The following is a 23713-nucleotide window of genomic DNA, read 5'->3' as shown; positions in this document are numbered from 1 at the left end:
TAAAGAGATTTTAAAGTATAATGTGCTTTTATTTCTTTTTATTCATTTAAGGAGTGAGTATGCTACTTTTTACGCCCGGACCTACACCTGTGCCAGAATCCATACGCAATGCAATGAGTGAGCCTACTTTGCATCATCGCACACCAGAGTTTGAAGCAATTTTTGCTCAAGCGAGAAAGGGGCTTTTAGAGATTTTGAAAATGCCTGAAGTGCTTATGCTTGCAAGTAGTGGCACTGGTGCAATGGAAGCGTGTGTATGCACTTTTACTCAAAATAAAGTGCTAAGTATCAATAGCGGTAAATTTGGTGAGCGATTTGGCAAAATAGCAAAGGCACACAAAATCCCCTATACAGAAATCATTAATGATTGGGATACGCCTGTAAGCGCGAAAAGTGTGCTTGAAGTGCTACAAAAAGAGAGTGAAATTGATTGCTTTTGTATCCAAATGTGCGAATCTGCAGGAGGATTGCGCCACCCTGTAGAAGAAATTGCTCAAGCAATTAAAGCGCATAATCCGCGTATTGTAGTTGTTGTTGATGCCATTACTGCTATGGGTGTTGAAGAAATTGATACGACATATATTGATGCACTCATTGGCGGCTCACAAAAAGCTTTTATGCTCCCGCCAGGCTTAAGCATTATAGGACTTTCTCATTATGCGATAGAACTTGCAAACGAGCGGGATATAGGTTTTTATTTTAATCTCAAAACAGAGCTTAAAAATCAAGCACAAAATACGACTGCTTGGACTGCGCCTACGACAATTATCACAGGCTTGACACGATATTTTGAGCTCATCAATGGCAATATGCAACAAGTTTATGCGCAAACTAAAGCACGTTCTCTTGCTACACAAAAAGCCCTAGAATCACTCGGGCTTAAAATCTACCCAAAATCTCCTGCAATAGCGATGAATACAATTTATGATGAGGTAAATGCCGCACCTCTTAGGAAGATTCTTAAAAATGAATTTACACTTAATGTAGCAGGTGGGCAAGATAAGCTTAAAACAAGTATTATACGCATTAATCAAATGGGACTTATCGCACTTAATGAGAGTGTGTGGGTTGTAAACGCAATAGAGCTTGCCCTAGAACGATTAAATCTTAGGAAATTTGATGGCACAGGAAATAAAGTATTTCTCACTGCCTATTATGAGATATTAGATAAATAGGTCTCTAACTTCATATATGAAAATCATTGCAGTGCTTGGCTCAAGTGGAAGCGGCAAGAGTGCTCTTGCTCATCGCATAGCAATGGAGCAAAATTGTAAGATTTTTAGCCTTGATTCTCTAAGTATTTATAAATATCTTGATATTGCTTCTGCTAAACCCACACTCTTGGAGCAATCACAGGTATGTTATTATGCGCTTAATATCCTAGAGCCACATCAAAAAAGCAATGTAATGATTTTTAAAGATCTTCTGCTCCAAAGCATTGAAGATATCAAAAATAACTCTCCACACACGCCTTTGCTTATCGTAGGTGGAAGTAGCTTTTTTCTTAAAAGCATTATGGAGGGCTTAAGCCCTATGCCTCTCCTTGAAGAACACGAAGAGTGGGTAAAAAGTCTAGGAAATATAAGTATGCAATATGCACAATTAACACAAATTGATAAAACTTATGCTCAAAGTCTCTCACCCACAGATACTTACAGAATCTGCAAAGCCCTTGCGCTCTTTAAAGCCACAAATACACCTCCAAGTATATATTTTGCTACACATAAAAAAGAGTCTTTAGGCTATGACATTGAGATTTTTTGCCTTGAATGCGAACGCGATGAGTTAAGAGAGCGCATTGCTAAACGCACAAAAGCAATGATTCAAAAAGGGATTGTGGAGGAAGTGCAAAATGTATTAGAAGCTTATGGCGCACAAGCTCCTGCGTTAAACGCTATTGGCGCAAAAGAATGTGTAAATTTTTTGCAAGGCAAAGTTGCGACTTTACAACAGCTTGAAGAACAAATCTTTTTTCATACTTGCCAACTTGCCAAACGTCAGCGCACCTTTAATCGCACTCAATTTGCACAAATTACACATTTAAAGGAAAAAGCATTAGAGGCACAATTAATACAGCAAATTCATAATAATACTCTTTGATTATTCCTTTTTGCCATATCGTTCAAAGTAGGTTTTCTCAAGCTCATACAACTCATATCTTACCTTTTTAAAATCAGCACTATTGCCAAAAGTAGGAACAAGTTTAGTATATTCTTCAAGAACTCGTGCACTTTCTTGAGCACGTTTAAAATTTGCCATTACCAAATGGGCGAGATTCTCACGTTGCAATTCATCAGGCACACTTCCTTTTAACACATCGCCATTTACATTACGACAAGAAAGTAAAGATATATTTGAAGAGATTTTAATTTGATGTCGGAGATTCTTTAATGACGAAGAAAGCAAAACATCATTATGAAAGTAGCGGAGAGTATCCTCAATCACTCGGACACCCTCTTTTAAACGATTGAGGTTAGCATCAATGACTCTACCAACCTCCATTGTGTGAGCCTTAGTCGCGATTTGCTAAGCCAATGAGCGAAAGTAAGCTTACAAAAATATTATAAAAATCCAAATAAAGGTTAATAGCTGCATCTACTGGGCTAGTATATAAACCACGCACAATATTTTGCGTATCATACGCTACATATAAACTAAAAAGTATAGCTGCTGCACTTGAAATCAATACTTGAAACATAGAGCTTCCAAGAAAGAGATTTATAATTGAGCATACAACTACAACAATAAGAGCAATAAAAAGCATTTTGCCCATATTAGCTAAATCTTTTGTAGTTTTAATACCAAAAATGCTCATAACACCAAAAATAATTGTTGTCATAGCAAATGCCATTGCAACCGCACCAGCACCAGCTTTAAATGCTACCATAGCCACAAGAGGTGTGATTGTTACACCTGTGAGTGTCGTAAAAATAAAAAGCATTGCAATATTTAAGCCCGGTTTAGAACGAGAAAACATAACCCCAAAAAGTGCTGCAATTTCAGCAATAAAAATAAAAAAGCGATATTCTACTACAAATTCTAAATACATAAAACCAATCATCGCACCGATGAAAGCAAAGAATAAACTTGCACCAAAAAATTTGTAAGTCGTCTTCACAAAATTCACTAATGCACTATCACGCTCTGCTACTGCTTCATTTGCAAACTGCGCGTTGTTAGTGTAATTCCTATCATAAAGTCCCATTATTTTCTCCTTGTAATTGAAAATTGAGGTAGTATTTTACCACAATTTACTAACGAAGCAAAATTTTCTCCATTAAGGATTAACTTCGCCCTTGTCCCTTAAGCCACATCATAAAATCTAATCTTTTAGCATTTGTTCATCTGGATAAACAAAATTCGTTTTGCGCTCAACAAAAATATGCTCCTTATCATCTATGGCAAAAGCGCGTATGATAATATCATAACTGCCTTTTTGCAAAACCTCTTCTGTGCGGAGTGTTACTACCTTTTTTTCCTTTTTGCCCGCTTTAACTTTAAATGGCGCTTTTGGCGTAATAATCTTTAATGAGTGGGCAATATCATTACCTTTGACATCAAGCACTTCAAAATACATCTCGTGGTCATTTGCATCTGTATTGTGAAAGAGCATTGTATAGTGATTATCTACGATATGGTGATTTCTCACTTCATAAAGCTCCGATGTGCGGCTGATATTAAGCAACATACCCTCTTTTGTCGTTCCCATAAAAAGGAGTAGGACAAATACAAGAGCCAAAATAATTGTATAGCCAATAGTTTTAAAACGCATCACACGCACTTTACCATTATTATCAAGTGAAGCAAAAGACTTCCACATAACAAGTGAAGGTCTGCCAAGCTTATCCATTACTTTTGCACAAGCATCGGCACATTCAAGACAATTAATACATTCAAGCTGCATACCTTTTCTAATATCAATATGCGTAGGACAAACCCTCACACAAGCCAAACAATTTGTGCATTCATTATTTGGATCTTGCTTCTTAGGTGCAATATCAAACTTCATACCTTTTGTATCATACACTGCTCCACCGCGTTTGTAGTCATATACCGCAGTAATCGTATCATCATCAAAAAGCACACTTTGCACGCGACAATACGGACACATATAAATACAAAAATTTTCTTGTATATAAGCAATATCTAAAATAAAAAATAGTCCAAATCCAAGCCAAAATCCAAGCAATATGCGATGATTAAGCGGATCACTCATATAAGCGAAAAAATCACTCGGAGGCGTGAAGAAAAACATTAAATTTGCTGCTGCTACAAGACAAAGTGTAGCCATAATTAAAAATGCCAACACCGCCTTAATTTTATCGCCAAAAGTGCTTAAATCCATTTTTTCTTGTTTATTAGAAATCTTTTTACGCAAGCCAAAAATCTTTGTCTGCAATAAATCCCTATAAAGCACACGAAAAATTGTTTGCGGACAAGCCCAACCGCACCATATACGACCAGCAAGGGTAGTCATAAAAAAGATTCCCACAAACATAAGAATGAGCAAAAATGGCATTAAATAAAGCTCTTGCATATCAAATACCACCCCCATAAGATGTAATTGTTTATGGTCAAATGAAAGCAAAAAAAGCTGATTACCATTGATTTGAATAAAAGGAAATATCAACAAGAACAAAGTTGCTACACCATAAACAATATAGCGCTTGATTCTGTAATTTTGAGTGTTATTTTGCATCTAAAATCCTCCTTAAGTGTTTCCAGCAATTAAAAACTAAATTATAAAGTGTTTTAACTTAAAATCACTCTAACTTTTATCTTATAAAATCTAGTGTAAAATCATTTTTCAAAATTAATCCAAAGTTTTAAAGGGAATTTTATGCTTCAAACTATCAATCTTTCAATGCGCTATGCAACAAAAAAGCTTTTTGAAAATGTCAATATCAAACTTGACGCACATAAAAGATATGGGCTTATTGGCGCAAATGGTGCAGGTAAATCCACATTACTTAAGATTCTTTCGGGCATATACGAAGCGAGCAGTGGAGAGGTTGTGATTGAAAAGGGTTTAAAAATGGGCGTATTAGGGCAAGACCAATATGCTTTTGAAGAGCTAAGCTTAAAAGATGCTGTGCTTATCGGCAATCAACGCCTTTATGAAGCAATCAAGCGCAAAGAATATCTTTATGAAAATGGTGATTTAAGCGATGAGAAAGTCAATGAAGAGCTCGGCGAGTTAGAGATGATATGTGCCGAAGAAGACCCTATGTATGAATGCGATGTAATAATAGAAAAAATTTTAGAGGATTTGGGCTTTGAAAGTGCTATGCATAATGAGCTGATGAAAACACTTACAGGGGGCGATAAATTTAAGATCCTCCTCGCACAAGTGCTTTTCCCAAAACCAGATATTTTACTCCTTGATGAGCCGACAAACAACCTTGATTTACATTCCATTGCGTGGCTTGAGGAGAATCTAAAACGACACGAGGGCACACTTGTTGTTATTAGCCACGATAGACATTTTTTAAACAGCGTTTGCACGCATATTTTAGATATGGATTTTGGCTCTGTGCGTGAATTTAGCGGTAATTATGATGATTGGTATATTGCAAGCACCCTTATTGCCAAACAACAAGAAGCCGAACGCAATAAAAAACTCAAAGAAAAAGAGGAATTAGAATCTTTCATTGCACGATTCTCTGCGAATGCAAGTAAGGCAAAACAAGCTACAAGCCGACAAAAACAGCTTGAAAAGCTTGATATTCAAACTCTAGCAGTAAGCTCAAGGCGAGACCCGAGCATTGTTTTTAAACCAAATCGCCCTATTGGCAACGAAGCCCTAGAATGTGAAAATATCTCTAAAAACTATGGGGAGCTTTGCGTATTAAAAAATGTCAGCCTTAAGATTTTGCCCGGTGATAAAATTGCTATTATTGGCGCAAATGGCGTGGGTAAAAGCACATTATGTAAGATTCTCATAGAGGAACTCAAAGCAGATAGTGGCATAATCAAATGGGGTGCAACCACGCAAAGAGGCTATTTCCCACAAAATGTAAGTGAGGAGATAAAAGGAGAGGAAAGCCTTTATGAATGGCTTAGAGGTTTTGATAAGAAAAAAGAAAGCGGCGAGATACGCAATGCACTTGGAAGAATGCTCTTTAGTGGAGAAGAGCAAGAAAAGCCCATAAATGCACTAAGTGGTGGAGAGAAGCATAGAATGGTGCTAAGCAAATTAATGCTTGAAGGAGGAAATTTCTTAGTGCTTGATGAGCCGACAAATCACTTAGATTTAGAATCCATTATTGCGCTTGGCGAGGCACTCTATAAATTTAGCGGGAATGTCATTTGCGTAAGCCACGATAGAGAACTCATTGACGCATATGCAAATAGAATCATAGAACTTGTAACAGATTCTGAAAATAAAGGAGCTAAGATTATTGATTTTCGTGGCAGTTATGAGGAATACATAGAGGGAGAAAAAAAATAATGTTTCCATTGTCTTTTGCTGTTATGAAAACTACATAAAATACTTAAGTGTGCTCTAATAAGGGTGGTGAGCCTATACATAATCAGATTTGTTAGTGTTTATGGTAACCTAATCGGTATTCACATTTTTAGCTCACTCCTAGTATTCGTAGTCAAAATTCTACAATTTTACATAGATTGTTGTCTAGTAAGAGTTTAAGAAACTCATCTCGCTCTTTTACTCTAGCTTTAGCAGCTTCAATCCTTTGTGCTATAATTTTTTTACCTAGATCAGTAGGTTTTTCAGGATTATTAAGATAGTAAGTGCCTGTTGTATCTTTCTCAAGGATTTGTTCGCCGCCCATATAAACACTATAGTATCGCCCTTCTGAACCTGTTCTCAACTCAATACCTTCGTTTCCTGTATCTATTGTTACTGAAACTATATCATTAAAGTATTTAAATTCTCGTTTTATACTCTCATTCTTGCAATGAAGATGAATGGTGTCATACTTAGCCTCAGACTCAAAATAAACACAGGTATTCCCCTCATAACTCAAACACTTATACTCTTCTCCATAGCTCACACTTAGAAACAATAAGAATACCCCTAATGCTACTAAACTTTTCATTGATGCTCCTTGCGTGATTTTATAACAATACCTTTTTGGTATCTTAAGTAAAGATTCGGTCATATCTGTGCTCTCAATAATTATTCCTTACACCACTACCACGCCACAAAGCAACACAAAAGGCATATATTCATCTTTAGTATAGATGTGATAGGTATCCTCTTCATTTGTGCCAATGCTTGGACTCAAATCAAGCACAGCGCAAAGCACCCCAAATTGCTTTTTGGCACCTAAAAATTCTGTAACTGTTTCTTTAAGTGAATCTAGCACATATTGAGGGGCATCTTTTAACTCTTCACCGCTAGGAAGCGAACTTTTTTTGCAATACACATTTACACTAAAAAGTGCAAGTTTAAAATCGTTCCACTCAGAAAGTCTTTTTTTCTTTTTTAGTTTCTCTATATCTTGAATCTGCTCTAACGCCTCTTTAATACACTCTTTATTACGAGCATCAAATTCCCACCTTGCTCTCTTAGCCACATTGAAATACAAATGCTTAAACTCTATCCATATATCATATTTTTGATTTTTTTCAGAACACCAAAAGTCAATTCTTCGTCTGTTTTTTAGCCTCTCTCCCAAATCCACATCTTTACAATCGGCACCATATTCACTTATTACATAGGGTGTAAGACGAGATAGCGCAATAGCAATAGTAGCCTTATTGCTTTCTTCATTATGCACAAGAGGAAAATGCTTAACATCATCTATATATGTAAGATTTATGTCAAAAACATATTGACAAAATTCATCATAAAATTTTTTCAAGCTCCTTCCACCTCCGCCACCTTTAGTAGATATGCTATCAGACTTATAATGCGTATCTATCAAGTAATATTTGTAAGGTGCCGCATCATTAAAAAGTTTGCTTATTTCCATATTTTTATCCTTTTAAGTTTTAGAATTTGCCTTTATTTCATTAATACTTAATTAAGGCATCTTCAGGATTCATTGTCATCTCCAAAATTAAACTAATTATAGTTTATAAATACTTAAATTATACTTTTTCTATAATTTATTAATTAAAATATAAAATTTATCACAATAATAGAGAAATACAATGAAAGTTATAGAAAGAATTAACGAAATACTGAAAGAAAAAAATTTAAGCAAAAAGGAAATTGCGAACCGCTTGATTGATTTGGGTTTGCGTGCAAGCAAAACAGGTGAAACACCCACTATTTCAAGCATTTATGCTTATCTCAATGGTAATATAGAATTAAAAGCCGATATGATACCTTTTATCGCTGAAGCATTAGGCATATCCGAGCAGGAGCTATTTAGCGGCACAGATTCTCATAGAATCTTACGCAAAATCTATGCACGCAATCCACTTTATAGCAAATATAATCATATTATAGAACTTCTTGAATATATCTCCCCAAAATCCCTTGAAACACTTGAAAAAACACTTCTTAGCTATAAACAAAAAACATTAGAACTCAATCATATTATTGAAAAAATATAAGTAAAACAATATTTAGAAGGGGTGTTAAGTTTGAAGAATCTTCATTAGATACACAAAAGATACCAAACAATGTATGAGCCAATTCTTAAAGATTTTATATTGAACTTAAAAAAATTAGGTGGCGGAGCGGACGGGGCTCGAACCCGCGACCCCCTGCGTGACAGGCAGGTATTCTAACCAGCTGAACTACCGCTCCATACTTGAATCCATAATTCTCAAACAATAATGGTGGTCGCTATAAGACTCGAACTTATGACATCCACCTTGTAAGGGTGGCGCTCTACCAACTGAGCTAAGCGACCAAAACCTGAAGCTTAAAAAGAAAGAACAAAAATAAAAGTGGTGACCCCGAGGGGACTCGAACCCCTGTAGCCACCGTGAAAGGGTGGTATCCTAACCGCTAGATGACGGGGCCACTTTTATCTTTGGTGGTGACCCGTGTTGGATTCGAACCAACGGCCCATTCCTTAAAAGGGAATTGCTCTACCAACTGAGCTAACGGGTCATCTGCTTTTCTTTTTCTTAATGCCCTCATATGCTTTGACACGAAGGAGCGACATTATAATGAGTTTGGCATAATTTGTCAAGAGTTCAGCTTACTTATTAACATCTCAAGCGCCTTAGCACAGCTTTGAGATTGCACCAAATGTCTATCGCCTCCAAAATGGCAATACTTTATCTCCGCTTGCTCACCCTTGCATTGCACGCCAATAAATACGCTTCCTACGGGCTTTTCTACGCTACCACCGCTTGGACCAGCAATACCACTTGTCGCAAGTGCTACATCTGCTTTACTTTGAGAGAGAATCCCCTCGCACATCTGCCTTACTACAGGCTCACTCACTGCACCATATAGCCTAAGATTCTCTTCACTCACGCCAATCCAAGAAGATTTAATAGCATTTGCATAAGTTATCATCGCACCATCAAGCACTGCTGAAGCTCCATCAAGTGCGGTAAAGTGATAAACCAAAAGCCCGCCAGTGCAACTCTCTGCTATACCTACTTTCAATCCTTTGTTTTGGAGTAAAACAAGCGCACTTTGAGCTAAATCTGCGCATATAACTATGCTACTTTTTGTGCAATTTGACTTCATTTAGTAACTCCTCAAATACAAAATGCCTTAATATTGCCCTATATTCTTAAAAAATATGCTAATATAATAAGAATTTAACACTAACAGGAGGGCACAATGGGAAAGCAAGAAAGACAAATTGTCATTAGACCAGAGAGTGAGGGCAATATTCGGGATATTTATAAATCTAAAAATGGGCGTATGAAAGAGGACTTTTATCTTGAAGAGCTCACAAAGCTTCAAATAGAACTTCTTAAACTACAAAATTGGGTAAAAGACACAAACCAAAAAATTGTTATTATTATGGAGGGACGCGATGCAGCAGGTAAAGGCGGTACGATTAAGGCTCTTACAAGTCATATGAACCCACGAGGTTGCCGCGTAGTTGCTCTGAATAAACCAACAGAGACAGAAAAAACAGAATGGTATTTCAAACGCTATATTAGCACATTGCCAAGTGGTGGGGAAATTGTATTCTACGACAGAAGTTGGTACAATCGTGCAGGAGTAGAGAGAGTAATGGACTTTTGCACACAAGAGCAATATAAGGAATTTATCACACAAGTGTCTAATTTAGAGCAAATGCTTATAGCAAGCGGCACAATGATTTTTAAATATTTCCTTGATGTTGGACGAGATGAGCAAAAACGCCGCATTTTACGCCGCAAAACTGACCCTCTTAGAATGTGGAAACTAAGTCCCATTGATGGTAAATCTCTTGATTTATGGGAACAATACACTGAAGCATTCGAAAAAATGTTTGCTCGCACGCATACACATATCTGCCCTTGGACGATTGTTAATACTAATGATAAAAAACGCGCACGATTGAACATTGCACGTGATATTCTAAGCAAAATTGATTATGAAGGCAAAGACCAGACGGCTGTATGTCTTTTGCCAGATCCAAGCATTGTTTGGGCTTATTCACAACGTCAATCAAACGATATGGACCCCACAAAAGAAGTTCAAAAGCAACTCAAAGAAGCTAAACAAGCGGAAAAAAAGGCTAAAAAAGCTGCAAAGGAGTTAAAAGAAAAAAAGGCTAAACTTGAAAAGGTTGCACAAGAAGAAAATAAGTCTGAAAAAGTTAAGAGCGAATCCAAACCAAGCAAAGCCGCTCCTGCCAAGGCGGTAACTAAGCCTGTTAAAGCTGAAAGCAAAGCTACTTCAACGAACACTACTAAAGGTGCTTGATCTTAAATTGAGCAAATCCCTAGCGTAAAAACCTATTCTAGGCTTTTATCGCTTAAGGATAGGCAAATCTTTTCAAGCTTATATAAGGAATTTCTATGAAAAAAAGATTTTTATTGTTCTTTATAACAAGTTTTTTACAAGCAGCTCACTGGGGCTATGGCATAGATGATGGAGCAGAGAAATGGGCTTCTCTTAGTCCGGACTATGCTCTTTGCAAAACGGGTAAACGCCAATCTCCTATTAATATCACTCACTCTCATCTTAAGCCTACTGAAAATCAACTCCGCTTTTCATATGGACATCAAGAAAAGGTAAAAAATATTATAAATAACGGACACTCTGTGCAAATTAATTTTCAAAATGGTAGTGCAGTAAGATTGAAAAACACTTATTATTCCCTTGTGCAACTCCATTTTCATAGTCCTTCTGAGACACAGATTGAGGGCAAAAATTTCCCGATGGAAATGCACATCGTGCATCAAGATAAACAGGGCAACACTCTTGTGATTGCAGCACTTTTTGAAGAGGGAAAAGAAAATCCCTCACTTCATAAAATTATTGAATCTATGCCTCAAAAAGTAAATCAAAGCAAGCCCTTTGGCACACTCAACATTAATAATATTTTGCCCAAGCAAAGCGGATATTATGCCTTTGATGGGAGCTTAACCACGCCACCTTGTAACGAAAATGTCCAGTGGGTAGTATTTGTTAATCCTATTCAAATCTCCAAAAAACAAATTGAAACTTTTCAAGCAGTCCTTCACCATAATGCAAGAAATGTGCAGCCCCTTGGTGATAGGATAATTGAAGTTGCTCCACCTCTTCCGATTACGTATTAAGATTCTCTAATGTATTTTAAAATACAATGCATTCTTAAAAAGGAGATATATGCAACTCAAAGGTAAAAATAATTTAAGTCTTGCCACACCTATATATGCAACTGATTTAGATGAAAGTTTTTGTATTATTGATATGCGTTATCCTGAAGATTATGAGATTTGTCATATCCATAATTCACATCAACTCAATAATCCTTATGACATCTATGCACTTGCCAAAAAACACCCCGATAAAAAATGTGTGCTTGTGTGCTACTCTGGGCATATGGCAAGTATTCTAGGCACAGAGCTTGTGCAAGAGGGACTAGAGAATATATACTTTTATGACGATGAGTTTGCTACACTTGAGAATGCAAATATTCAACTCATCACTAAATAATGCTATAATCATACAATCATACCAAGAGGAAGGAATATTATGAGTTTTCTATCAAGTGTGCTTTATACGTTATCAAATATCAATATGATTTTTTATATCGTAGCATTTTTATTTGGAGGAATCCCTTTTGGATGGCTTTTGGTCAAAGTGCTCTATAAGGTGGACATTCGCGATATTGGCTCAAAAAGCATTGGTGCAACAAATGTCTATCGTGCAGTTAAGGAGATTGATGAATCTAAAGCAAAATATCTCTCTATTTTGACAATTATCCTTGATGCAACAAAGGGTCTAATTGTCGTGCTTGGGGCAAAACTTTTAGGAATGAGTTATGAGACACAATGGAGCATTGCACTTTTGGCAATTTTGGGGCATTGTTACAGCCCTTATTTAGGATTCAAAGGAGGTAAGGGTGTAGCCACAGCAATTGGCTCTGTATTGTTACTTATCCCTGTAGAGGGCATATGTGGCTTAATTATATGGGGCATTGTGGGCAAAGTCTTTAAAATTTCTTCCATTTCTTCACTTATAGGTGTGCTAGGCACGATTGGATTAACTTTTGTATTGCCCTATATCTTGCCATTGCCAGATTGCATATCTATTATTAAACAAATTAATACTCACACGCCCTTAGTGCTTATAGGATTATTTATTTTTTATACGCATATACCCAATATCAAACGTCTTTTTAGCGGAGAGGAAAATAAAGTGTTATAATGGAGCAAATTACACTACACATTGAGAATCTCACCTTTGAAGCAATTATTGGAATCTTAGAGTGTGAGCGGCTTAGCCCACAAAAAATCCTTGTTGAAGCACATATCACCTATACTTATCAATCGGAGCACTATCTTGATTATGTGCTTATAAGTGAGATTATCCGTCATCATCTCCAAACAAAGACTTATAAGCTTTTAGAATCTGCACTTATTGACATTATTGATGAGCTCAAAGCACAATTTAATACAATAACTTGTATCACTTTATGCATCAAAAAGCCCGATATTCTTGCTCCACTTGTTGTTGGCGCAAGTGTTACTAAGACATTTTAATGCCCTATTCTTGCTTTTTTTGTAAAAGTTTATTCAAGCGATGTTGATTTGCCTCGCTCACTTTTGCTCCTAGCTCAATAAGTTTTTGAGCGGCTTGGATTTGAGGCTTACGCTGAAAGTTTTTACCACTTAATGCAGCATCAAGCGGTGTTTCCCCAGCTTTTAAAGCATCAATGGGCATATCTTTTTGTGTAATGAGGTATTCTAAAAGCTCCAAATTTCCATCACGTGTAACAAAATGCAAGATATTACCACCACCAAAGTCATTAAGAAACTCCTCATCAAAATACAACATAAGCTCTAAAATATTGGCATCTCCAAAAGTAACTATACCATTAGTTTGTGGATATTTAGGATTATTATAAGTTGCACCTTGAGCAAGTAGCTCCCAAAACATATCATAGCGATGATACATTGCGCTTAAATCAAGTGCGCTTACACCATTAACATCATAGATTCTATTTCCCAGCTTAAAGGCTCCTGAAAAAGCATAATCATCAGACATCATTCTATCAATATTAAAGCGCGGAGATATTTTTTGTGAGAGAATATCTATATGTCCAGAATCTGCAAGAATAGCTCTAAACACTTTAGGAGAATTAAATACAATGGATACCATAAGAGGCGTAATTTCAAGTCGAGGAGAATAAGTTGTATAAAATAAAAAATACCTGCTCCACTCATTGGCATCAAGCATTTTTTTATAAGTGCTCACATCATCATTAATAATTGCTTTAAGAAATTTTTGTTCTTTTATACATTGTGAAATTGCATCTTTATTTTTATAATGGGAATTTGGCGTAATACCTTTAAGAATATCTACTTTTTGACAATTTACTTGAAGTAAAGATTTGAGGCTTTCTTCAAGGCTTGGTGGATTATCTATGTTCCACTGCTTAGAAAACCACCCTCCAAAAACAAAATTACAAATACAGACGCTCATAAGAATATATCTTTTAAGCATAATATTTAACTCCATAACTTATCTTTTTATCATATAATCTATAAGGCTTTAAAACTACAAAAGAGTATTATCTAACTTTTATATGAATGTGTCAAATATTATTTTGATACCTTATAAATGTGTAAATTCTCCGCATACTTTCTTCTACACCAAGCACAGCAAGAGCTTCGCATACACCAATACCACCGCTTTTACCTAGCAAAGCGCAACGCAATGTCGGCATAAGTTTGCCTATTTTTATCTGATGCTCCAAGGCAAACTGATGCAAATAAGATTCAATAATATTTGGATTATCCTCCCACGAAGCCATATTGAGATTTTTGCATAACTTATTAAGCCATTGTGTCGCATTTGCATCAAGTTTTATGCGCATTTTTTCATCATAGCTACAAGGTGCATTCATTACTTCATTAAAGCCTTGTGCAAAACTCACTAATGTATTACTTCTATCCTTAAGTGCAGGATAGAGAATCTCACGCTTAGATTCTGATAACTTTGTTACCCCAAAATGTCCTAAAAGCTGCTCAAGGAGAGTATTGTCCATATATTTAATATAATGTTGATTAAGCCAAAGTAATTTATCTTCATTATACGCGCTAGGCGAGCTATTAAGTTCATTTGGATTGAAAAGCTCAAGCATCTCTTCAAGTGAAAAAATTTCTTTATCACCATAACTCCAACCAAGCCGAACAAGAAAGTTTAAAATTGCCTTTGGCAAATAACCCATTTTAGCGTAATCCATTACACCCATTGCTCCATCTCGTTTGCTTAGCTTTTTTCCTTGAGAATTAAGAATCATTGGCACGTGAAAAAATCTAGGTAGAGCAAACCCAAACGCATTATAAATAATAATTTGCTTTGGTGTATTGCTCAAATGATCATCACCACGTATCACATCTGTAATGCCCATAAGAGCGTCATCTACTGCCACAACAAAATTATAAGTAGGTGTGCCATCACTGCGCGCAATGATAAAATCATCAATTTCTTTGGCATTGATACTTATTTGTCCCTTGATACCATCTACAAATTCTATATTACCTTCAAGTGGAGCTTTTATGCGCACCACAGGTTGGACTCCTTGCGGAGGTATGCCTGTAAAATCACGATAGCGATTATCATAACGCGGTGTTTGTTTATTTTTTTCTTGTTCCTTTCTTAATGCGTCTAACTCTTCTTTACTCATATAACAATAATACGCTTTTTTACTCTCTAAAAGCTGTTGAATATATGTTTTATACAAATCAAAACGTTGACTTTGATACACTACTTCACCATCATAATCTAACCCCGCCCACTCAAATGATTCTATAATCGCTTTTGTTGCTTCCATAGAGTTGCGTGCTAAATCTGTATCTTCAATGCGAAGCAAAAACTTTCCTCCATTTGCTCGTGCATAGAGGTAATTAAACAATGCTGTGCGTAAGCCACCAATATGCAAATATCCTGTGGGTGAAGGTGCAAAACGTGTAACAATCTTATCCATCACAAACCTTTGAAAATAAAAAATGTTTGGGATTGTATACCAACTTAACTTAATGCCATATTTGATATTTTTTATTACAATGCAAAAGATAATGACAATGGCATATTTGCCTTAAAATCAGAATCTCGCACAAAGGAAAAATAATGTTTGCAATTACAGGAGGAGGAACAGGTGGACACTTAGCTATTGCTAAAGCACTTGCACAAGAAGCCCAAAAAAACAATCAACAATCAATTTATATTGGCTCACAGATAGGACAAGATAAAACGTGGTTTGAAGGAAGCTCACTTTTTACGCATTGTTATTTCTTAGATTCAACAGGAGTGGTGAATAAAAAGGGTTTGGGTAAAATCAAAGCTATTTTTAAACAACTTAAAGCAGCGTGGGAAGCGCGAAATATCCTTAAAAAACACAAGATTGAATATGTTATTAGTGTCGGGGGCTTTAGTGCAGGAGGAGCGAGCATAGGTGCAATTTTAAGTAATACACCCCTTTTTATCCACGAACAAAATGCCATTAAAGGCAAACTCAATGAGATTCTCACTCCCTTCGCAAAAGCTATATTTGGTAGCTTTGAGGGCAAAAGCAAAAACTTTATTCACACTTCATATCCTGTGCGTGATGAATTTTTTACCCATTCACGAGTGCGTGAAAAGCTGCACCACCTCCTCTTTTTGGGTGGATCTCAAGGTGCAAAAGGAATCAATGACTTTGCTTTACAAATTGTGCCAGAATTATTAAAAAGAGGGATTACTATCGCTCATCAATGTGGAGAAAGAGACTTTGAACGTATCAAAAAAGCTTATGAGCATATTGGCATATTGGATAAAGTTGATGTTTTTGCCTTTGATAAAGAAATTGTATTGCGTTTGCAAAAGGCAGATTTGTGCATTGCGCGTTCAGGTGCTTCAAGTCTATGGGAAATGAGTGCAAATGGACTTATTGGGATATTTGTCCCCTACCCATATGCAGCAAAAGATCATCAATACTATAATGCTTTGCATTTTACCAAACAAGGATTAGGATTACTTCTTAGAGAATCGCAACTTGATATGCTACGAGTTTTTACATTTATAGAATCTTTGCAAAAACAAGAAGACTCATTAAGTGAAAAATCTCATTTGCTAATGAGCAAAATACAACCTAATGGAGCAAAAGAGATTTTAGAGCATATTGCATCTTTGATGTCTCATTAAAAGCAAGCTTATATTTTCCCTTTAAATAACTTGCTTTAATAAAGTTTGCTATACTTTTACCGACCCTTTCATCTAGCTGGCCAAGGATATCACCCTTTCTCGGTGAAAACGGAAGTTCAAATCTTTCAAGGGTCGCCATTAGTTTTGTTTAAGGATAGATTTTGAAACTTATCTCGTGGAATGTTAATGGGTTGCGCGCCTGTATGAATAAAGGCTTTATGGATTTTTTTAATGAAGTCAATGCTGATATTTTTTGTATTCAAGAATCTAAAATGTGCAAAGAACAAGCTCAATTTCACTTTGAAAATTATAAAGAATATTGGAATAGTGCAGAAAAAAAGGGGTATTCTGGCGTGGTAATCTTAAGTAAAACTCAACCTATCAATGTCGCCTACGATATGGGAATAACATATCACGATAAAGAAGGACGCATTATTACAGCAGAATATCCACATTTTTATCTTGTCAATGTCTATACACCCAATTCTAAACGTGAGCTAGAACGACTAGATTATCGTATGAAATGGGAAGATGACTTCAGGGCATTTGTTAAAAACCTTGAAAATCATAAATCCGTTATTATTTGTGGTGACCTCAATGTAGCTCACCAAGAAATTGACTTAAAAAACCCAAAAACAAACCGCCGCAACGCAGGATTCACAGATGAAGAGCGAAATAAAATGAGTGCGCTTTTAGACACTGGATTTATTGATACTTTCCGTTACTTTTATCCCACACTCACAGGGGCTTATAGTTGGTGGAGTTATATGGGCAAAGCACGCGAAAACAATACAGGGTGGCGAATTGATTATTTTCTTTGCTCACAATCTCTCGCTCCTTCTCTTAAAGACGCAAATATTTATCCGCATATTTTTGGTAGCGACCATTGCCCTGTAGGCTTAGAACTTAAACAATTATAAAAATGAGGGGAGGGATACATAATGAAAACGCACATTCTCAAGCTTCTTCAGCTTAAGCAGCTCTACAAACGCGTATCTTGTGGTGAGCAATACACAAATACATTTCATCATCCTTCACAACCACAAGCTGCTTTAGAAAATAATTTAGAATCTATTATTAAAAACTGCTCATTATGCAATCGCATTAAGCACTGCAAAGAACCCTCTTTTGGCATTTTAAATCCCCAAAGTCAGCTTTGTTTTGTAACCGAAATCCCTTTAGTTGATGAAAAAGGAGTATTTATCCAAAATAAAAGTGCGCTTATGATTCAGAATATCATTCATAATGTATTCAGGCTCCAAATGGATCATATATCGCTTTTATCGCTTGTAAAATGTGATGCGCATAATCCTTACCTTGATAAAAGCAATATACTCTCCTGTATGGGATTTTGCCTCACACAACTACAAAAAATTACACCAAAAGTATGTATTTTACTGGGCAATCAAGTTGCTGAGCATATTTTGGGGCAACGTTTAGAACATAGTAGAATTTTATGGCACAATAACAAAAAGTTTTTAATTACTCATTCGCTCAATGAGCTTGTGCGTAATCCATCTCTAAAAAAAGAAGCACATAATGACTTTTTAATTGCAAAAGGACAGCTATGATACAAACTTTTCGTTTTAAATTAATCTCACTTATGTGTTTTTTTACATTATTTACCTTAAATGCTTTCGCCAAAAGCTACATCATCTCCCCTCTTCCATTACCACAGCAAGAAATCATTAATGTTGATACAGGCAAATGCAGCAATTCGTGTTTGTTTGATTTTTTTGCTAAAGGGCAATTTTTTTCATTTATCGCTTTTTTTGACCCACAAACAAATAATACCGAATTGCGTTCAAAACTCTCTGAAGCATTAAGTGATTTGGGCATATTTAATCAAATGCTCCCTCCTACATTACAAGGCAATGCCAAAATAAAACTTGCTCTTTTAATGCCTAAAAAAATCATTGGACGCTATTCGGCAAGTAGCATTGATACAATTTTAGCCTATCTTATGGCACGAGGCAATGATTTTGTATTTGAGATTTTTGATACAGGCGATGAGAGCGCAACAAACCTACGCAACACTTACGCTAAAATTGCTCAAGAAGATTATGATTTTGTCATCGCTATCCTTACAGCAAATGGCACACAAGAATTTGTCAAGCTCAATATAACACTACCAACCTACCTCCCCACTATCAATAAAAAACAAGTTAAAGCTAACTCTATTGATAAGAATCTTATTTTTGGAGGAATTGATTATGAAGCGCAAATTGAACTTCTCCTCTCTCTTGCAGGAGGAAAATCTATTGTTGCTTACAATGATAGTAGCTTCATTGGGCGCAATTTAGGAGCAATGTTGAAAGATAAAAGCGGACGTGTTATCTTTGAGGAGGTCATAGATGCTAAATCAGCCACTACTATTACTCAAAAACTTGGCACCTATAGGCAATTTATTGGAGGAAATGCTGTATTTTTTAACACTCCCGTAGTCAAAACAGGACTTATAGCTTCACAGCTTGCACTCTCTAAACAAAAACCAGATAAGCTTCTCTCTACACAAATTAACTTCAATCCTTCACTACTCTTGCTTATACAAAAAAGTGAGCGTAAGAATCTATTTATTGCAAATGTTATTAACAATCAAAATCAACGACTTGTAGAGTATGCTTCACTATTGGGTGGAGATTTGCGCTATGATTGGGTAAATTATTCCACTGCCATAGGAGTAGAGCAACTCATAGCTCCACAAATTATCCAAAGCAATCGTTTCTTTAAAGAAAATGTGAAAGATGCGCAAGTGGAATATGTGAATAAAATCTTTAAGAGTGATACAAAAAATTTCTATGAATATTAATAAAGACTATCCCTTTACATTTGAATCACACGCTTGCAAGAGTTGCGGAGGGAAGTGCTGCACGGGCAAGAGTGGTTATGTATTTGTAAGTATTGATGAAATGCTAGATATTGCCTCATCATTAAATCTTGATTTTGAATCTTTTACGCGTTCATATGTGCGCAAAGTAGGATATCGATTCTCATTTATTGAAAAAGCCGATAATGGCGCATTATCGTGTATATTTTTTAACACATATACCAAAGAATGCAATATTTATAAACATCGTCCTAAACAATGCCGTGATTTTCCTTTTTGGGAAGCACATAAATCTCTTGATGAAAATGCTCTTGCTATGCTTATGCACGAATGTCAAGGCATACGCACAAAAAAGGAATAAAATGAAATATCTTTTTGCTGTTTTATTTACATTATGCTTTGGTCTTGCAACACTAAGCTATGGAGCATTTGATGAAGATAGTTATCTTTTTGAAGCTATTGAACTTGAAACCCAAAACGAATTTGCCAAAGCGCGTGATATGTATCTTGTGCTTTATGAAGAAACACGCAAACTTGAATACTTTAAAGAAGCCATTTTGCTTTCCTCAATGCTTGATAATCCCTCTGCTACGCTTGATTTTGCCAATGAATACGTTGCACAAGGTGGTGCAAAAGATTTAGTAATTCATAAAGTATTTTTAGATTGCTATCTCAAATTAGGATTAAGCGAGCACGCCCTTGAAGAAGTCAAAATCATCGCCAAAAGCGAAGATTCTCCTATTTTAGATGATATTTTAGGCTCACTCTACGCTTCAAAAGGTGATTTTAAAAAATCTCTTATAGCTCTTAATCGCGCGTATGAGCGCACTAAATCACAAGATGTTTTGCAAAAAATAGTTGCTGTGCATCTTACACAAGGACACAATAATGAAGCACTTAAAGCATTAGATTCTCATATTGAACAATATGGCTGTGCAGGTAATTTTTGTAAATTTAGTATTGAAATTTATGGGCGTTTTTCTCAAAGCGCAAAAATTGAGCAAATTTTCAAAACCGCTTTTGAAAAAAATCCTACTATTGAAAACGCACAAAACCTTATCCTTATTTATGCGCACTCAAAAAAATTTAAGCAAGCCTCACAAATTGCTAAGCAATTCCCCTTTAAACCACAGATTCTCTTAGAGCTCTATATCGCACAAAAAGATTATCTTAATGCCTCTAAACAAGCAAAAATTCTCTATCAAGAGAATCATAATCCCTATTTTCTTGCATTAGAACAAATTTATATGTTTGAATCTTTAACAAACAAGCAAGATGTAAAACAAATAAAAAATATAGCAGAGAATCTCCAAAAAGCTCTCACATTAATGCAAACTCCCAATAAAGATACGCCCAAAAATAATCGTGTTGATGCTTCATTGCAAAATTCACAAAATAGCGATATAGGCTTTTTTTTAAATTTTTTGGGATATTTAATGATTGATTATGAAATTGATGTAAAAAAAGGTGTGGGGCATATCAAAAAAGCACTTGAGATTTCCCCTCGTAACCCTGCATATTTGGATTCTCTAGCGTGGGGATATTATAAACTTAAAGATTGCAACAATGCAATTGAAACTTTTAAACTTATCCCCCAAGATGAAATAAAAAAAGAACAAGAGCTTCAAGAGCATAAAAAACTTATTGAAAGCTGCAACATACGCTAAATCACACTATTTTTATGGAGCAATTCGCCCTCATAAAGAAATATAGAGGGAGTATAATCTATATTTTTTATCGCATCTTTTTTCGCAAAAGAAAGCACGAGATTCTCTTTTGCGCGTGTGATTGCCACATAAAAAAGCCGTCGTTCCTCTTCCAAACTGCCACCTTTGCTCATAAGTTTTCGGTTAGGAAATCGTCCATCCATTAAATCCACTACATATACATTTTGAAATTCTAACCCTTTTGCAGCGTGCACACTCAATAAATGCACCCCGCTTCCTTCAGTTGCCTCGCTTGAACCTAGAATCATTGCATTTAAAAATTTACTTAAATCGTCATAGTTTTTTGATAAATCATACAAAAGAGAGAGTTTGCGCTTAATAGATTCTAAAGCATTTTCTAAACGCGTATCATCAATACTGCCATCTTTGTTTTTTGCGCGTGTGTGCGCAAGAATGTGCATAATTCCTTGAAAAAACTTTGCATTCATAATGCGTAAAATAAGCACCTTTGGACTATGTAATGTATATATAGAATGAAGCATATCATAAAAATCACTTAAAAATATCGCGCTTTCTTTATTAAGCTTGGGGTGTTGCAAAATCAGATGAGAAGCAAATTGTGGCGAGATAAGCTCATTGAATCTCGCTTGGGATTCTAAGACAAAAAAATCATCAAAAAGCCCTAATTGTGTATTTTTATTACGTTGTTTATACGCTTTTATTGCGCTATTTGGCTCAAACATACCTTTATGGCAATTACCTTCACCTAGCGTGAAAAGTGCCTCATAAATATCTTTTGCTATAACTTCGCCTATCCCTTTGCCATAGCTCAATGTATGAATATACGCCATCATATCGCGCGGATTATGCACTAAAGAACAAATATCAAGCAAAAGGCGAACTTCTTTGGTATCAAAAAAACTGATGCTTCCTTTGCGTTTAGAAGGTATATTTAGCTCTCTTAAACTCGCCTCAATCCCATCAGCACTTGAATTGTTGCGAAAAATAATTGCCGTATCTTCATAAGAACAATTGCTTGAAGCAATATGCTTTGCAATCCCTTGATATTGCAAGAAAAGTTCATCATACCATACAAGCTTAGGTGGAGCAAAATCTCCTTGTTTTACTACTTCTAAATGTTTGGGATAAATGCGCTCGTTATTTTGGATAACTTTATTTGCAAGATGTAAGATATGTTTGCTTGAACGATAATTTTTGCTTAGCGTAAAAACCCGCGCATCTTTATATTTCTCTCTAAAACCACTAATAATGCTTATATCCGCGCCATTAAAAGCATAAATACTTTGATCATAATCCCCTACGCAAAAGAGACTTGGAGTGTTAAGCGCATCAAGAATAGAATCTTGCAAAGGGTTGGTATCTTGATATTCATCACATAGCACCTCCTTAAAAAGCACGCTCTGCCTTGCTTTTAATGCCTCTTTATAAAGCAAAAGTAAATCATTATAATCCGCATAATAATGTTGGCGCTTAAGCGCTGCAAATTCTGCTAAAACATCTTCATAAATTGGGATATAAATCTCTTGTTGCGGATTTCTCTGTATAATCCACGCTCCGAATCCACCGCTAAAAGCAGAATTAACAAAAAGTGAATAACTCTCATAAAGATATTGTGCAGAATATGGATTGACATCATTATCTGTAAAGATTCTCTTATCATAAAGACTTTTAAAAAGCATTTGAAGCTCTTTGGGCTGTTTGAGATGAATATGCTGATGTTCACGCAAAAAACGATAAGCCACAGCGTGAAAAGTGCCAGATTCAATATTTTTTGCTAAATTTTCACCAAAAATTTTCCCTATACGTGCAAGCATTTCGCTACTTGCTTTATTAGTAAAAGTAAGTAATAAAATATCTTGTGGTGCATAACCTTGATTCAAAAGATAAGCTATGCGCCCTACAATCGTAGCAGTTTTGCCCGTGCCAGCTGAAGCAATTATAAGATTATGTCCGCTTGATGCAGTAGCTGCCTCTGCTTGTTGGGCATTGAGTTGGGAAAGTGGCATAAGAGAGCAATTATCTATTGAGCGTCTCTAGAATCTCTTTTGACAAAAACTCTTTTAAAGGCAGAACTTTACTAAATTGAGGATATTCAGCTACAGGCAAGGTTGTAACTTGAAGTGCGCAAGCATTTGCAGGATTAAATACAAAAGGTGCCATAAGATTCACAACCGAATTTTCAATAGGCTTTTGAAGCACGACTACACAATATACCTCAACTTTATCACCTCTTGATTCGTCTAAATCAAGCAATCGCTCATCAGCTGTTGGGATAGTAAAGGCATAATCACACAATGAAAAAGGATTGATAAGTGTAATCTCAAAGGGTTGTTTCCCATCAAGACCGCGTATTTTGCTGAAAGTCTCATCAATTTTTTCTAACTCTATCTTTGTCGCATCAAAACCCAAAATTGGCATCTTTAGCTCATAAGTCATAATCGCCTCCATTTTATTTTTAGCATTTTGGTATTATAATACATTTAA

General features: G+C 35.9%; 25 protein-coding genes and 5 tRNA genes. 16 read left to right on the top strand and 14 right to left on the bottom strand.

The genetic code is table 11. The annotated features are described in order from the left end of the window. Positions 1 to 59: 59 nt before the first annotated feature. Together LS66_RS02675 and miaA are read left to right on the top strand one after the other, a co-directional pair. Positions 60 to 1175, top strand: coding sequence for an alanine--glyoxylate aminotransferase family protein (locus LS66_RS02675; protein WP_034365167.1), 1116 nt, complete (start codon positions 60 to 62; stop codon positions 1173 to 1175). Positions 1176 to 1191: 16 nt separating this feature from the next. Beyond that, entirely contained in the window at positions 1192 to 2100 is a 909-nt protein-coding gene (gene miaA, locus LS66_RS02670) for a tRNA (adenosine(37)-N6)-dimethylallyltransferase MiaA (RefSeq protein WP_034365170.1), read from the top strand. Here miaA and LS66_RS02665 read toward each other — a convergent pair whose 3' ends face one another. The 3 genes from LS66_RS02665 to ccoG all read right to left on the bottom strand — a co-directional run bounded on the left by LS66_RS02665 (position 2101) and on the right by ccoG (position 4699). Next, positions 2101 to 2502 carry a hypothetical protein gene (locus LS66_RS02665; protein ID WP_011115751.1) on the bottom strand — a complete coding sequence of 134 codons (402 nt, stop codon included), beginning with the start codon at positions 2500 to 2502 and terminating at the stop codon, positions 2101 to 2103. Positions 2503 to 2512: 10 nt separating this feature from the next. Continuing rightward, entirely contained in the window at positions 2513 to 3205 is a 693-nt protein-coding gene (locus tag LS66_RS02660) for a Bax inhibitor-1/YccA family protein (RefSeq protein ID WP_011115752.1), read from the bottom strand. Positions 3206 to 3322: 117 nt separating this feature from the next. After that, positions 3323 to 4699, bottom strand: coding sequence for a cytochrome c oxidase accessory protein CcoG (gene ccoG, locus LS66_RS02655; RefSeq protein ID WP_034365173.1), 1377 nt, complete (start codon positions 4697 to 4699; stop codon positions 3323 to 3325). 141 nt (positions 4700 to 4840) lie between these two features. Between ccoG and LS66_RS02650 the strand changes: the two genes are divergently transcribed. After that, complete coding sequence (locus LS66_RS02650) at positions 4841 to 6451, top strand: ABC-F family ATP-binding cassette domain-containing protein (RefSeq protein ID WP_034365175.1); 1611 nt, start codon at positions 4841 to 4843, stop codon at positions 6449 to 6451. 151 nt (positions 6452 to 6602) lie between these two features. On the opposite strand, the gene LS66_RS02645 is transcribed toward LS66_RS02650, so the two are convergent. Together LS66_RS02645 and LS66_RS02640 are read right to left on the bottom strand one after the other, a co-directional pair. After that, positions 6603 to 7061, bottom strand: coding sequence for a hypothetical protein (locus LS66_RS02645; RefSeq protein WP_034365177.1), 459 nt, complete (start codon positions 7059 to 7061; stop codon positions 6603 to 6605). 87 nt (positions 7062 to 7148) lie between these two features. Further along, positions 7149 to 7940: a hypothetical protein gene (locus LS66_RS02640; RefSeq protein WP_034365180.1), complete on the bottom strand. Its 792-nt coding sequence runs from the start codon at positions 7938 to 7940 to the stop codon at positions 7149 to 7151. A 181-nt stretch (positions 7941 to 8121) separates the two neighbouring features. Here LS66_RS02640 and LS66_RS02635 point away from each other — a divergent pair, with 181 nt between their 5' ends. Further along, entirely contained in the window at positions 8122 to 8529 is a 408-nt protein-coding gene (locus LS66_RS02635) for a helix-turn-helix transcriptional regulator (RefSeq protein ID WP_034365182.1), read from the top strand. Positions 8530 to 8648: 119 nt separating this feature from the next. Here LS66_RS02635 and LS66_RS02630 read toward each other — a convergent pair. The 5 genes from LS66_RS02630 to LS66_RS02610 form a co-directional block, all read right to left on the bottom strand. Then, a tRNA-Asp gene (locus LS66_RS02630) sits at positions 8649 to 8725 on the bottom strand. 30 nt (positions 8726 to 8755) lie between these two features. Continuing rightward, positions 8756 to 8831, bottom strand: a tRNA-Val gene (locus tag LS66_RS02625). A gap of 38 nt (positions 8832 to 8869) precedes the next feature. Beyond that, a tRNA-Glu gene (locus LS66_RS02620) sits at positions 8870 to 8944 on the bottom strand. Positions 8945 to 8958: 14 nt separating this feature from the next. Continuing rightward, a tRNA-Lys gene (locus LS66_RS02615) sits at positions 8959 to 9034 on the bottom strand. Positions 9035 to 9112: 78 nt separating this feature from the next. Further along, positions 9113 to 9625 carry a CinA family protein gene (locus tag LS66_RS02610; RefSeq protein ID WP_034365185.1) on the bottom strand — a complete coding sequence of 171 codons (513 nt, stop codon included), beginning with the start codon at positions 9623 to 9625 and terminating at the stop codon, positions 9113 to 9115. A 96-nt stretch (positions 9626 to 9721) separates the two neighbouring features. Between LS66_RS02610 and ppk2 the strand changes: the two genes are divergently transcribed. The 5 genes from ppk2 to LS66_RS02585 all read left to right on the top strand — a co-directional run bounded on the left by ppk2 (position 9722) and on the right by LS66_RS02585 (position 13068). Next, positions 9722 to 10801: a polyphosphate kinase 2 gene (gene ppk2, locus LS66_RS02605; protein WP_011115760.1), complete on the top strand. Its 1080-nt coding sequence runs from the start codon at positions 9722 to 9724 to the stop codon at positions 10799 to 10801. A gap of 95 nt (positions 10802 to 10896) precedes the next feature. Next, positions 10897 to 11640: a carbonic anhydrase gene (locus LS66_RS02600; protein WP_034365187.1), complete on the top strand. Its 744-nt coding sequence runs from the start codon at positions 10897 to 10899 to the stop codon at positions 11638 to 11640. Between the two features lie 49 nt (positions 11641 to 11689). Next, positions 11690 to 12019: a rhodanese-like domain-containing protein gene (locus LS66_RS02595; RefSeq protein WP_011115762.1), complete on the top strand. Its 330-nt coding sequence runs from the start codon at positions 11690 to 11692 to the stop codon at positions 12017 to 12019. A 39-nt stretch (positions 12020 to 12058) separates the two neighbouring features. After that, the gene (gene plsY, locus LS66_RS02590) at positions 12059 to 12733 is read left to right on the top strand and encodes a glycerol-3-phosphate 1-O-acyltransferase PlsY (RefSeq protein WP_011115763.1); all 675 of its coding nucleotides are present in this window, start codon (positions 12059 to 12061) and stop codon (positions 12731 to 12733) included. Then, positions 12733 to 13068, top strand: a complete 336-nt coding sequence (locus LS66_RS02585; protein ID WP_034365189.1) for a dihydroneopterin aldolase — start codon at positions 12733 to 12735, stop codon at positions 13066 to 13068. Before plsY ends, LS66_RS02585 begins: the two co-directional genes overlap by 1 nt. Before the next feature lie 4 nt (positions 13069 to 13072). Here the strand turns inward: LS66_RS02585 and LS66_RS02580 are convergent, their stop codons facing one another. Beyond that, a complete protein-coding gene (locus tag LS66_RS02580; protein WP_236096966.1) occupies positions 13073 to 14047 on the bottom strand; it encodes an ankyrin repeat domain-containing protein in 975 nt (324 codons plus the stop codon). Between the two features lie 76 nt (positions 14048 to 14123). Then, a complete protein-coding gene (gene gltX / locus LS66_RS02575; protein WP_034365191.1) occupies positions 14124 to 15518 on the bottom strand; it encodes a glutamate--tRNA ligase in 1395 nt (464 codons plus the stop codon). A 140-nt stretch (positions 15519 to 15658) separates the two neighbouring features. On the opposite strand from gltX, the gene murG reads away from it, so the two are divergent. The 7 genes from murG (at position 15659) to LS66_RS02545 (ending at position 21208) form a co-directional block, all read left to right on the top strand. Beyond that, complete coding sequence (gene murG, locus LS66_RS02570; protein ID WP_201273651.1) at positions 15659 to 16714, top strand: undecaprenyldiphospho-muramoylpentapeptide beta-N-acetylglucosaminyltransferase; 1056 nt, start codon at positions 15659 to 15661, stop codon at positions 16712 to 16714. Between the two features lie 61 nt (positions 16715 to 16775). Beyond that, a tRNA-Glu gene (locus LS66_RS10030) sits at positions 16776 to 16852 on the top strand. Between the two features lie 23 nt (positions 16853 to 16875). Next, entirely contained in the window at positions 16876 to 17634 is a 759-nt protein-coding gene (locus tag LS66_RS02565; protein ID WP_034365200.1) for an exodeoxyribonuclease III, read from the top strand. Positions 17635 to 17655: 21 nt separating this feature from the next. After that, a complete protein-coding gene (locus LS66_RS02560; protein WP_034365202.1) occupies positions 17656 to 18285 on the top strand; it encodes a uracil-DNA glycosylase family protein in 630 nt (209 codons plus the stop codon). Continuing rightward, positions 18282 to 19523 carry a hypothetical protein gene (locus LS66_RS02555; protein ID WP_034365205.1) on the top strand — a complete coding sequence of 414 codons (1242 nt, stop codon included), beginning with the start codon at positions 18282 to 18284 and terminating at the stop codon, positions 19521 to 19523. The genes LS66_RS02560 and LS66_RS02555 overlap by 4 nt, the downstream gene beginning before the upstream one ends. Next, positions 19513 to 19902: a YkgJ family cysteine cluster protein gene (locus LS66_RS02550; RefSeq protein ID WP_034365207.1), complete on the top strand. Its 390-nt coding sequence runs from the start codon at positions 19513 to 19515 to the stop codon at positions 19900 to 19902. Before LS66_RS02555 ends, LS66_RS02550 begins: the two co-directional genes overlap by 11 nt. Position 19903: 1 nt before the next feature. Beyond that, complete coding sequence (locus LS66_RS02545) at positions 19904 to 21208, top strand: hypothetical protein (RefSeq protein WP_011115770.1); 1305 nt, start codon at positions 19904 to 19906, stop codon at positions 21206 to 21208. Here the strand turns inward: LS66_RS02545 and LS66_RS02540 are convergent. Together LS66_RS02540 and fliW are read right to left on the bottom strand one after the other, a co-directional pair. After that, positions 21205 to 23235 carry an ATP-dependent helicase gene (locus tag LS66_RS02540; RefSeq protein WP_034365209.1) on the bottom strand — a complete coding sequence of 677 codons (2031 nt, stop codon included), beginning with the start codon at positions 23233 to 23235 and terminating at the stop codon, positions 21205 to 21207. The genes LS66_RS02545 and LS66_RS02540 overlap by 4 nt on opposite strands. 10 nt (positions 23236 to 23245) lie before the next feature. After that, positions 23246 to 23665 carry a flagellar assembly protein FliW gene (gene fliW / locus LS66_RS02535; RefSeq protein ID WP_011115772.1) on the bottom strand — a complete coding sequence of 140 codons (420 nt, stop codon included), beginning with the start codon at positions 23663 to 23665 and terminating at the stop codon, positions 23246 to 23248. Between the last annotated feature and the right edge of the window lie 48 nt (positions 23666 to 23713).

It is taken from the genome of Helicobacter sp. MIT 03-1614 (assembly GCF_000762925.2).
In the GTDB taxonomy this organism is placed as follows: Bacteria; Campylobacterota; Campylobacteria; order Campylobacterales; family Helicobacteraceae; genus Helicobacter_C; species Helicobacter_C hepaticus.
Note: the sequence above shows the minus strand (reverse complement) of the source record. Positions and strands in the feature narration are given on the sequence as shown.

What these genes read in the sequence shown, in the direction of transcription:
- LS66_RS02560 (WP_034365202.1), top strand. Translation starts at nt 17,656, where the DNA reads ATGAAAACGCACATTCTCAAGCTTCTTCAGCTTAAGCAGCTCTACAAA.
- fliW (WP_011115772.1), bottom strand. Translation starts at nt 23,665, where the DNA reads ATGACTTATGAGCTAAAGATGCCAATTTTGGGTTTTGATGCGACAAAG.
- LS66_RS02555 (WP_034365205.1), top strand. Translation starts at nt 18,282, where the DNA reads ATGATACAAACTTTTCGTTTTAAATTAATCTCACTTATGTGTTTTTTT.
- plsY (WP_011115763.1), top strand. Translation starts at nt 12,059, where the DNA reads ATGAGTTTTCTATCAAGTGTGCTTTATACGTTATCAAATATCAATATG.
- LS66_RS02580 (WP_236096966.1), bottom strand. Translation starts at nt 14,047, where the DNA reads ATGGAGTTAAATATTATGCTTAAAAGATATATTCTTATGAGCGTCTGT.
- LS66_RS02665 (WP_011115751.1), bottom strand. Translation starts at nt 2,502, where the DNA reads ATGGAGGTTGGTAGAGTCATTGATGCTAACCTCAATCGTTTAAAAGAG.
- LS66_RS02660 (WP_011115752.1), bottom strand. Translation starts at nt 3,205, where the DNA reads ATGGGACTTTATGATAGGAATTACACTAACAACGCGCAGTTTGCAAAT.
- LS66_RS02610 (WP_034365185.1), bottom strand. Translation starts at nt 9,625, where the DNA reads ATGAAGTCAAATTGCACAAAAAGTAGCATAGTTATATGCGCAGATTTA.
- LS66_RS02650 (WP_034365175.1), top strand. Translation starts at nt 4,841, where the DNA reads ATGCTTCAAACTATCAATCTTTCAATGCGCTATGCAACAAAAAAGCTT.
- LS66_RS02600 (WP_034365187.1), top strand. Translation starts at nt 10,897, where the DNA reads ATGAAAAAAAGATTTTTATTGTTCTTTATAACAAGTTTTTTACAAGCA.
- LS66_RS02540 (WP_034365209.1), bottom strand. Translation starts at nt 23,235, where the DNA reads ATGCCACTTTCCCAACTCAATGCCCAACAAGCAGAGGCAGCTACTGCA.
- LS66_RS02550 (WP_034365207.1), top strand. Translation starts at nt 19,513, where the DNA reads ATGAATATTAATAAAGACTATCCCTTTACATTTGAATCACACGCTTGC.
- ppk2 (WP_011115760.1), top strand. Translation starts at nt 9,722, where the DNA reads ATGGGAAAGCAAGAAAGACAAATTGTCATTAGACCAGAGAGTGAGGGC.
- miaA (WP_034365170.1), top strand. Translation starts at nt 1,192, where the DNA reads ATGAAAATCATTGCAGTGCTTGGCTCAAGTGGAAGCGGCAAGAGTGCT.
- gltX (WP_034365191.1), bottom strand. Translation starts at nt 15,518, where the DNA reads ATGGATAAGATTGTTACACGTTTTGCACCTTCACCCACAGGATATTTG.
- LS66_RS02635 (WP_034365182.1), top strand. Translation starts at nt 8,122, where the DNA reads ATGAAAGTTATAGAAAGAATTAACGAAATACTGAAAGAAAAAAATTTA.
- ccoG (WP_034365173.1), bottom strand. Translation starts at nt 4,699, where the DNA reads ATGCAAAATAACACTCAAAATTACAGAATCAAGCGCTATATTGTTTAT.
- LS66_RS02585 (WP_034365189.1), top strand. Translation starts at nt 12,733, where the DNA reads ATGGAGCAAATTACACTACACATTGAGAATCTCACCTTTGAAGCAATT.
- LS66_RS02640 (WP_034365180.1), bottom strand. Translation starts at nt 7,940, where the DNA reads ATGGAAATAAGCAAACTTTTTAATGATGCGGCACCTTACAAATATTAC.
- LS66_RS02645 (WP_034365177.1), bottom strand. Translation starts at nt 7,061, where the DNA reads ATGAAAAGTTTAGTAGCATTAGGGGTATTCTTATTGTTTCTAAGTGTG.
- LS66_RS02545 (WP_011115770.1), top strand. Translation starts at nt 19,904, where the DNA reads ATGAAATATCTTTTTGCTGTTTTATTTACATTATGCTTTGGTCTTGCA.
- LS66_RS02595 (WP_011115762.1), top strand. Translation starts at nt 11,690, where the DNA reads ATGCAACTCAAAGGTAAAAATAATTTAAGTCTTGCCACACCTATATAT.
- LS66_RS02675 (WP_034365167.1), top strand. Translation starts at nt 60, where the DNA reads ATGCTACTTTTTACGCCCGGACCTACACCTGTGCCAGAATCCATACGC.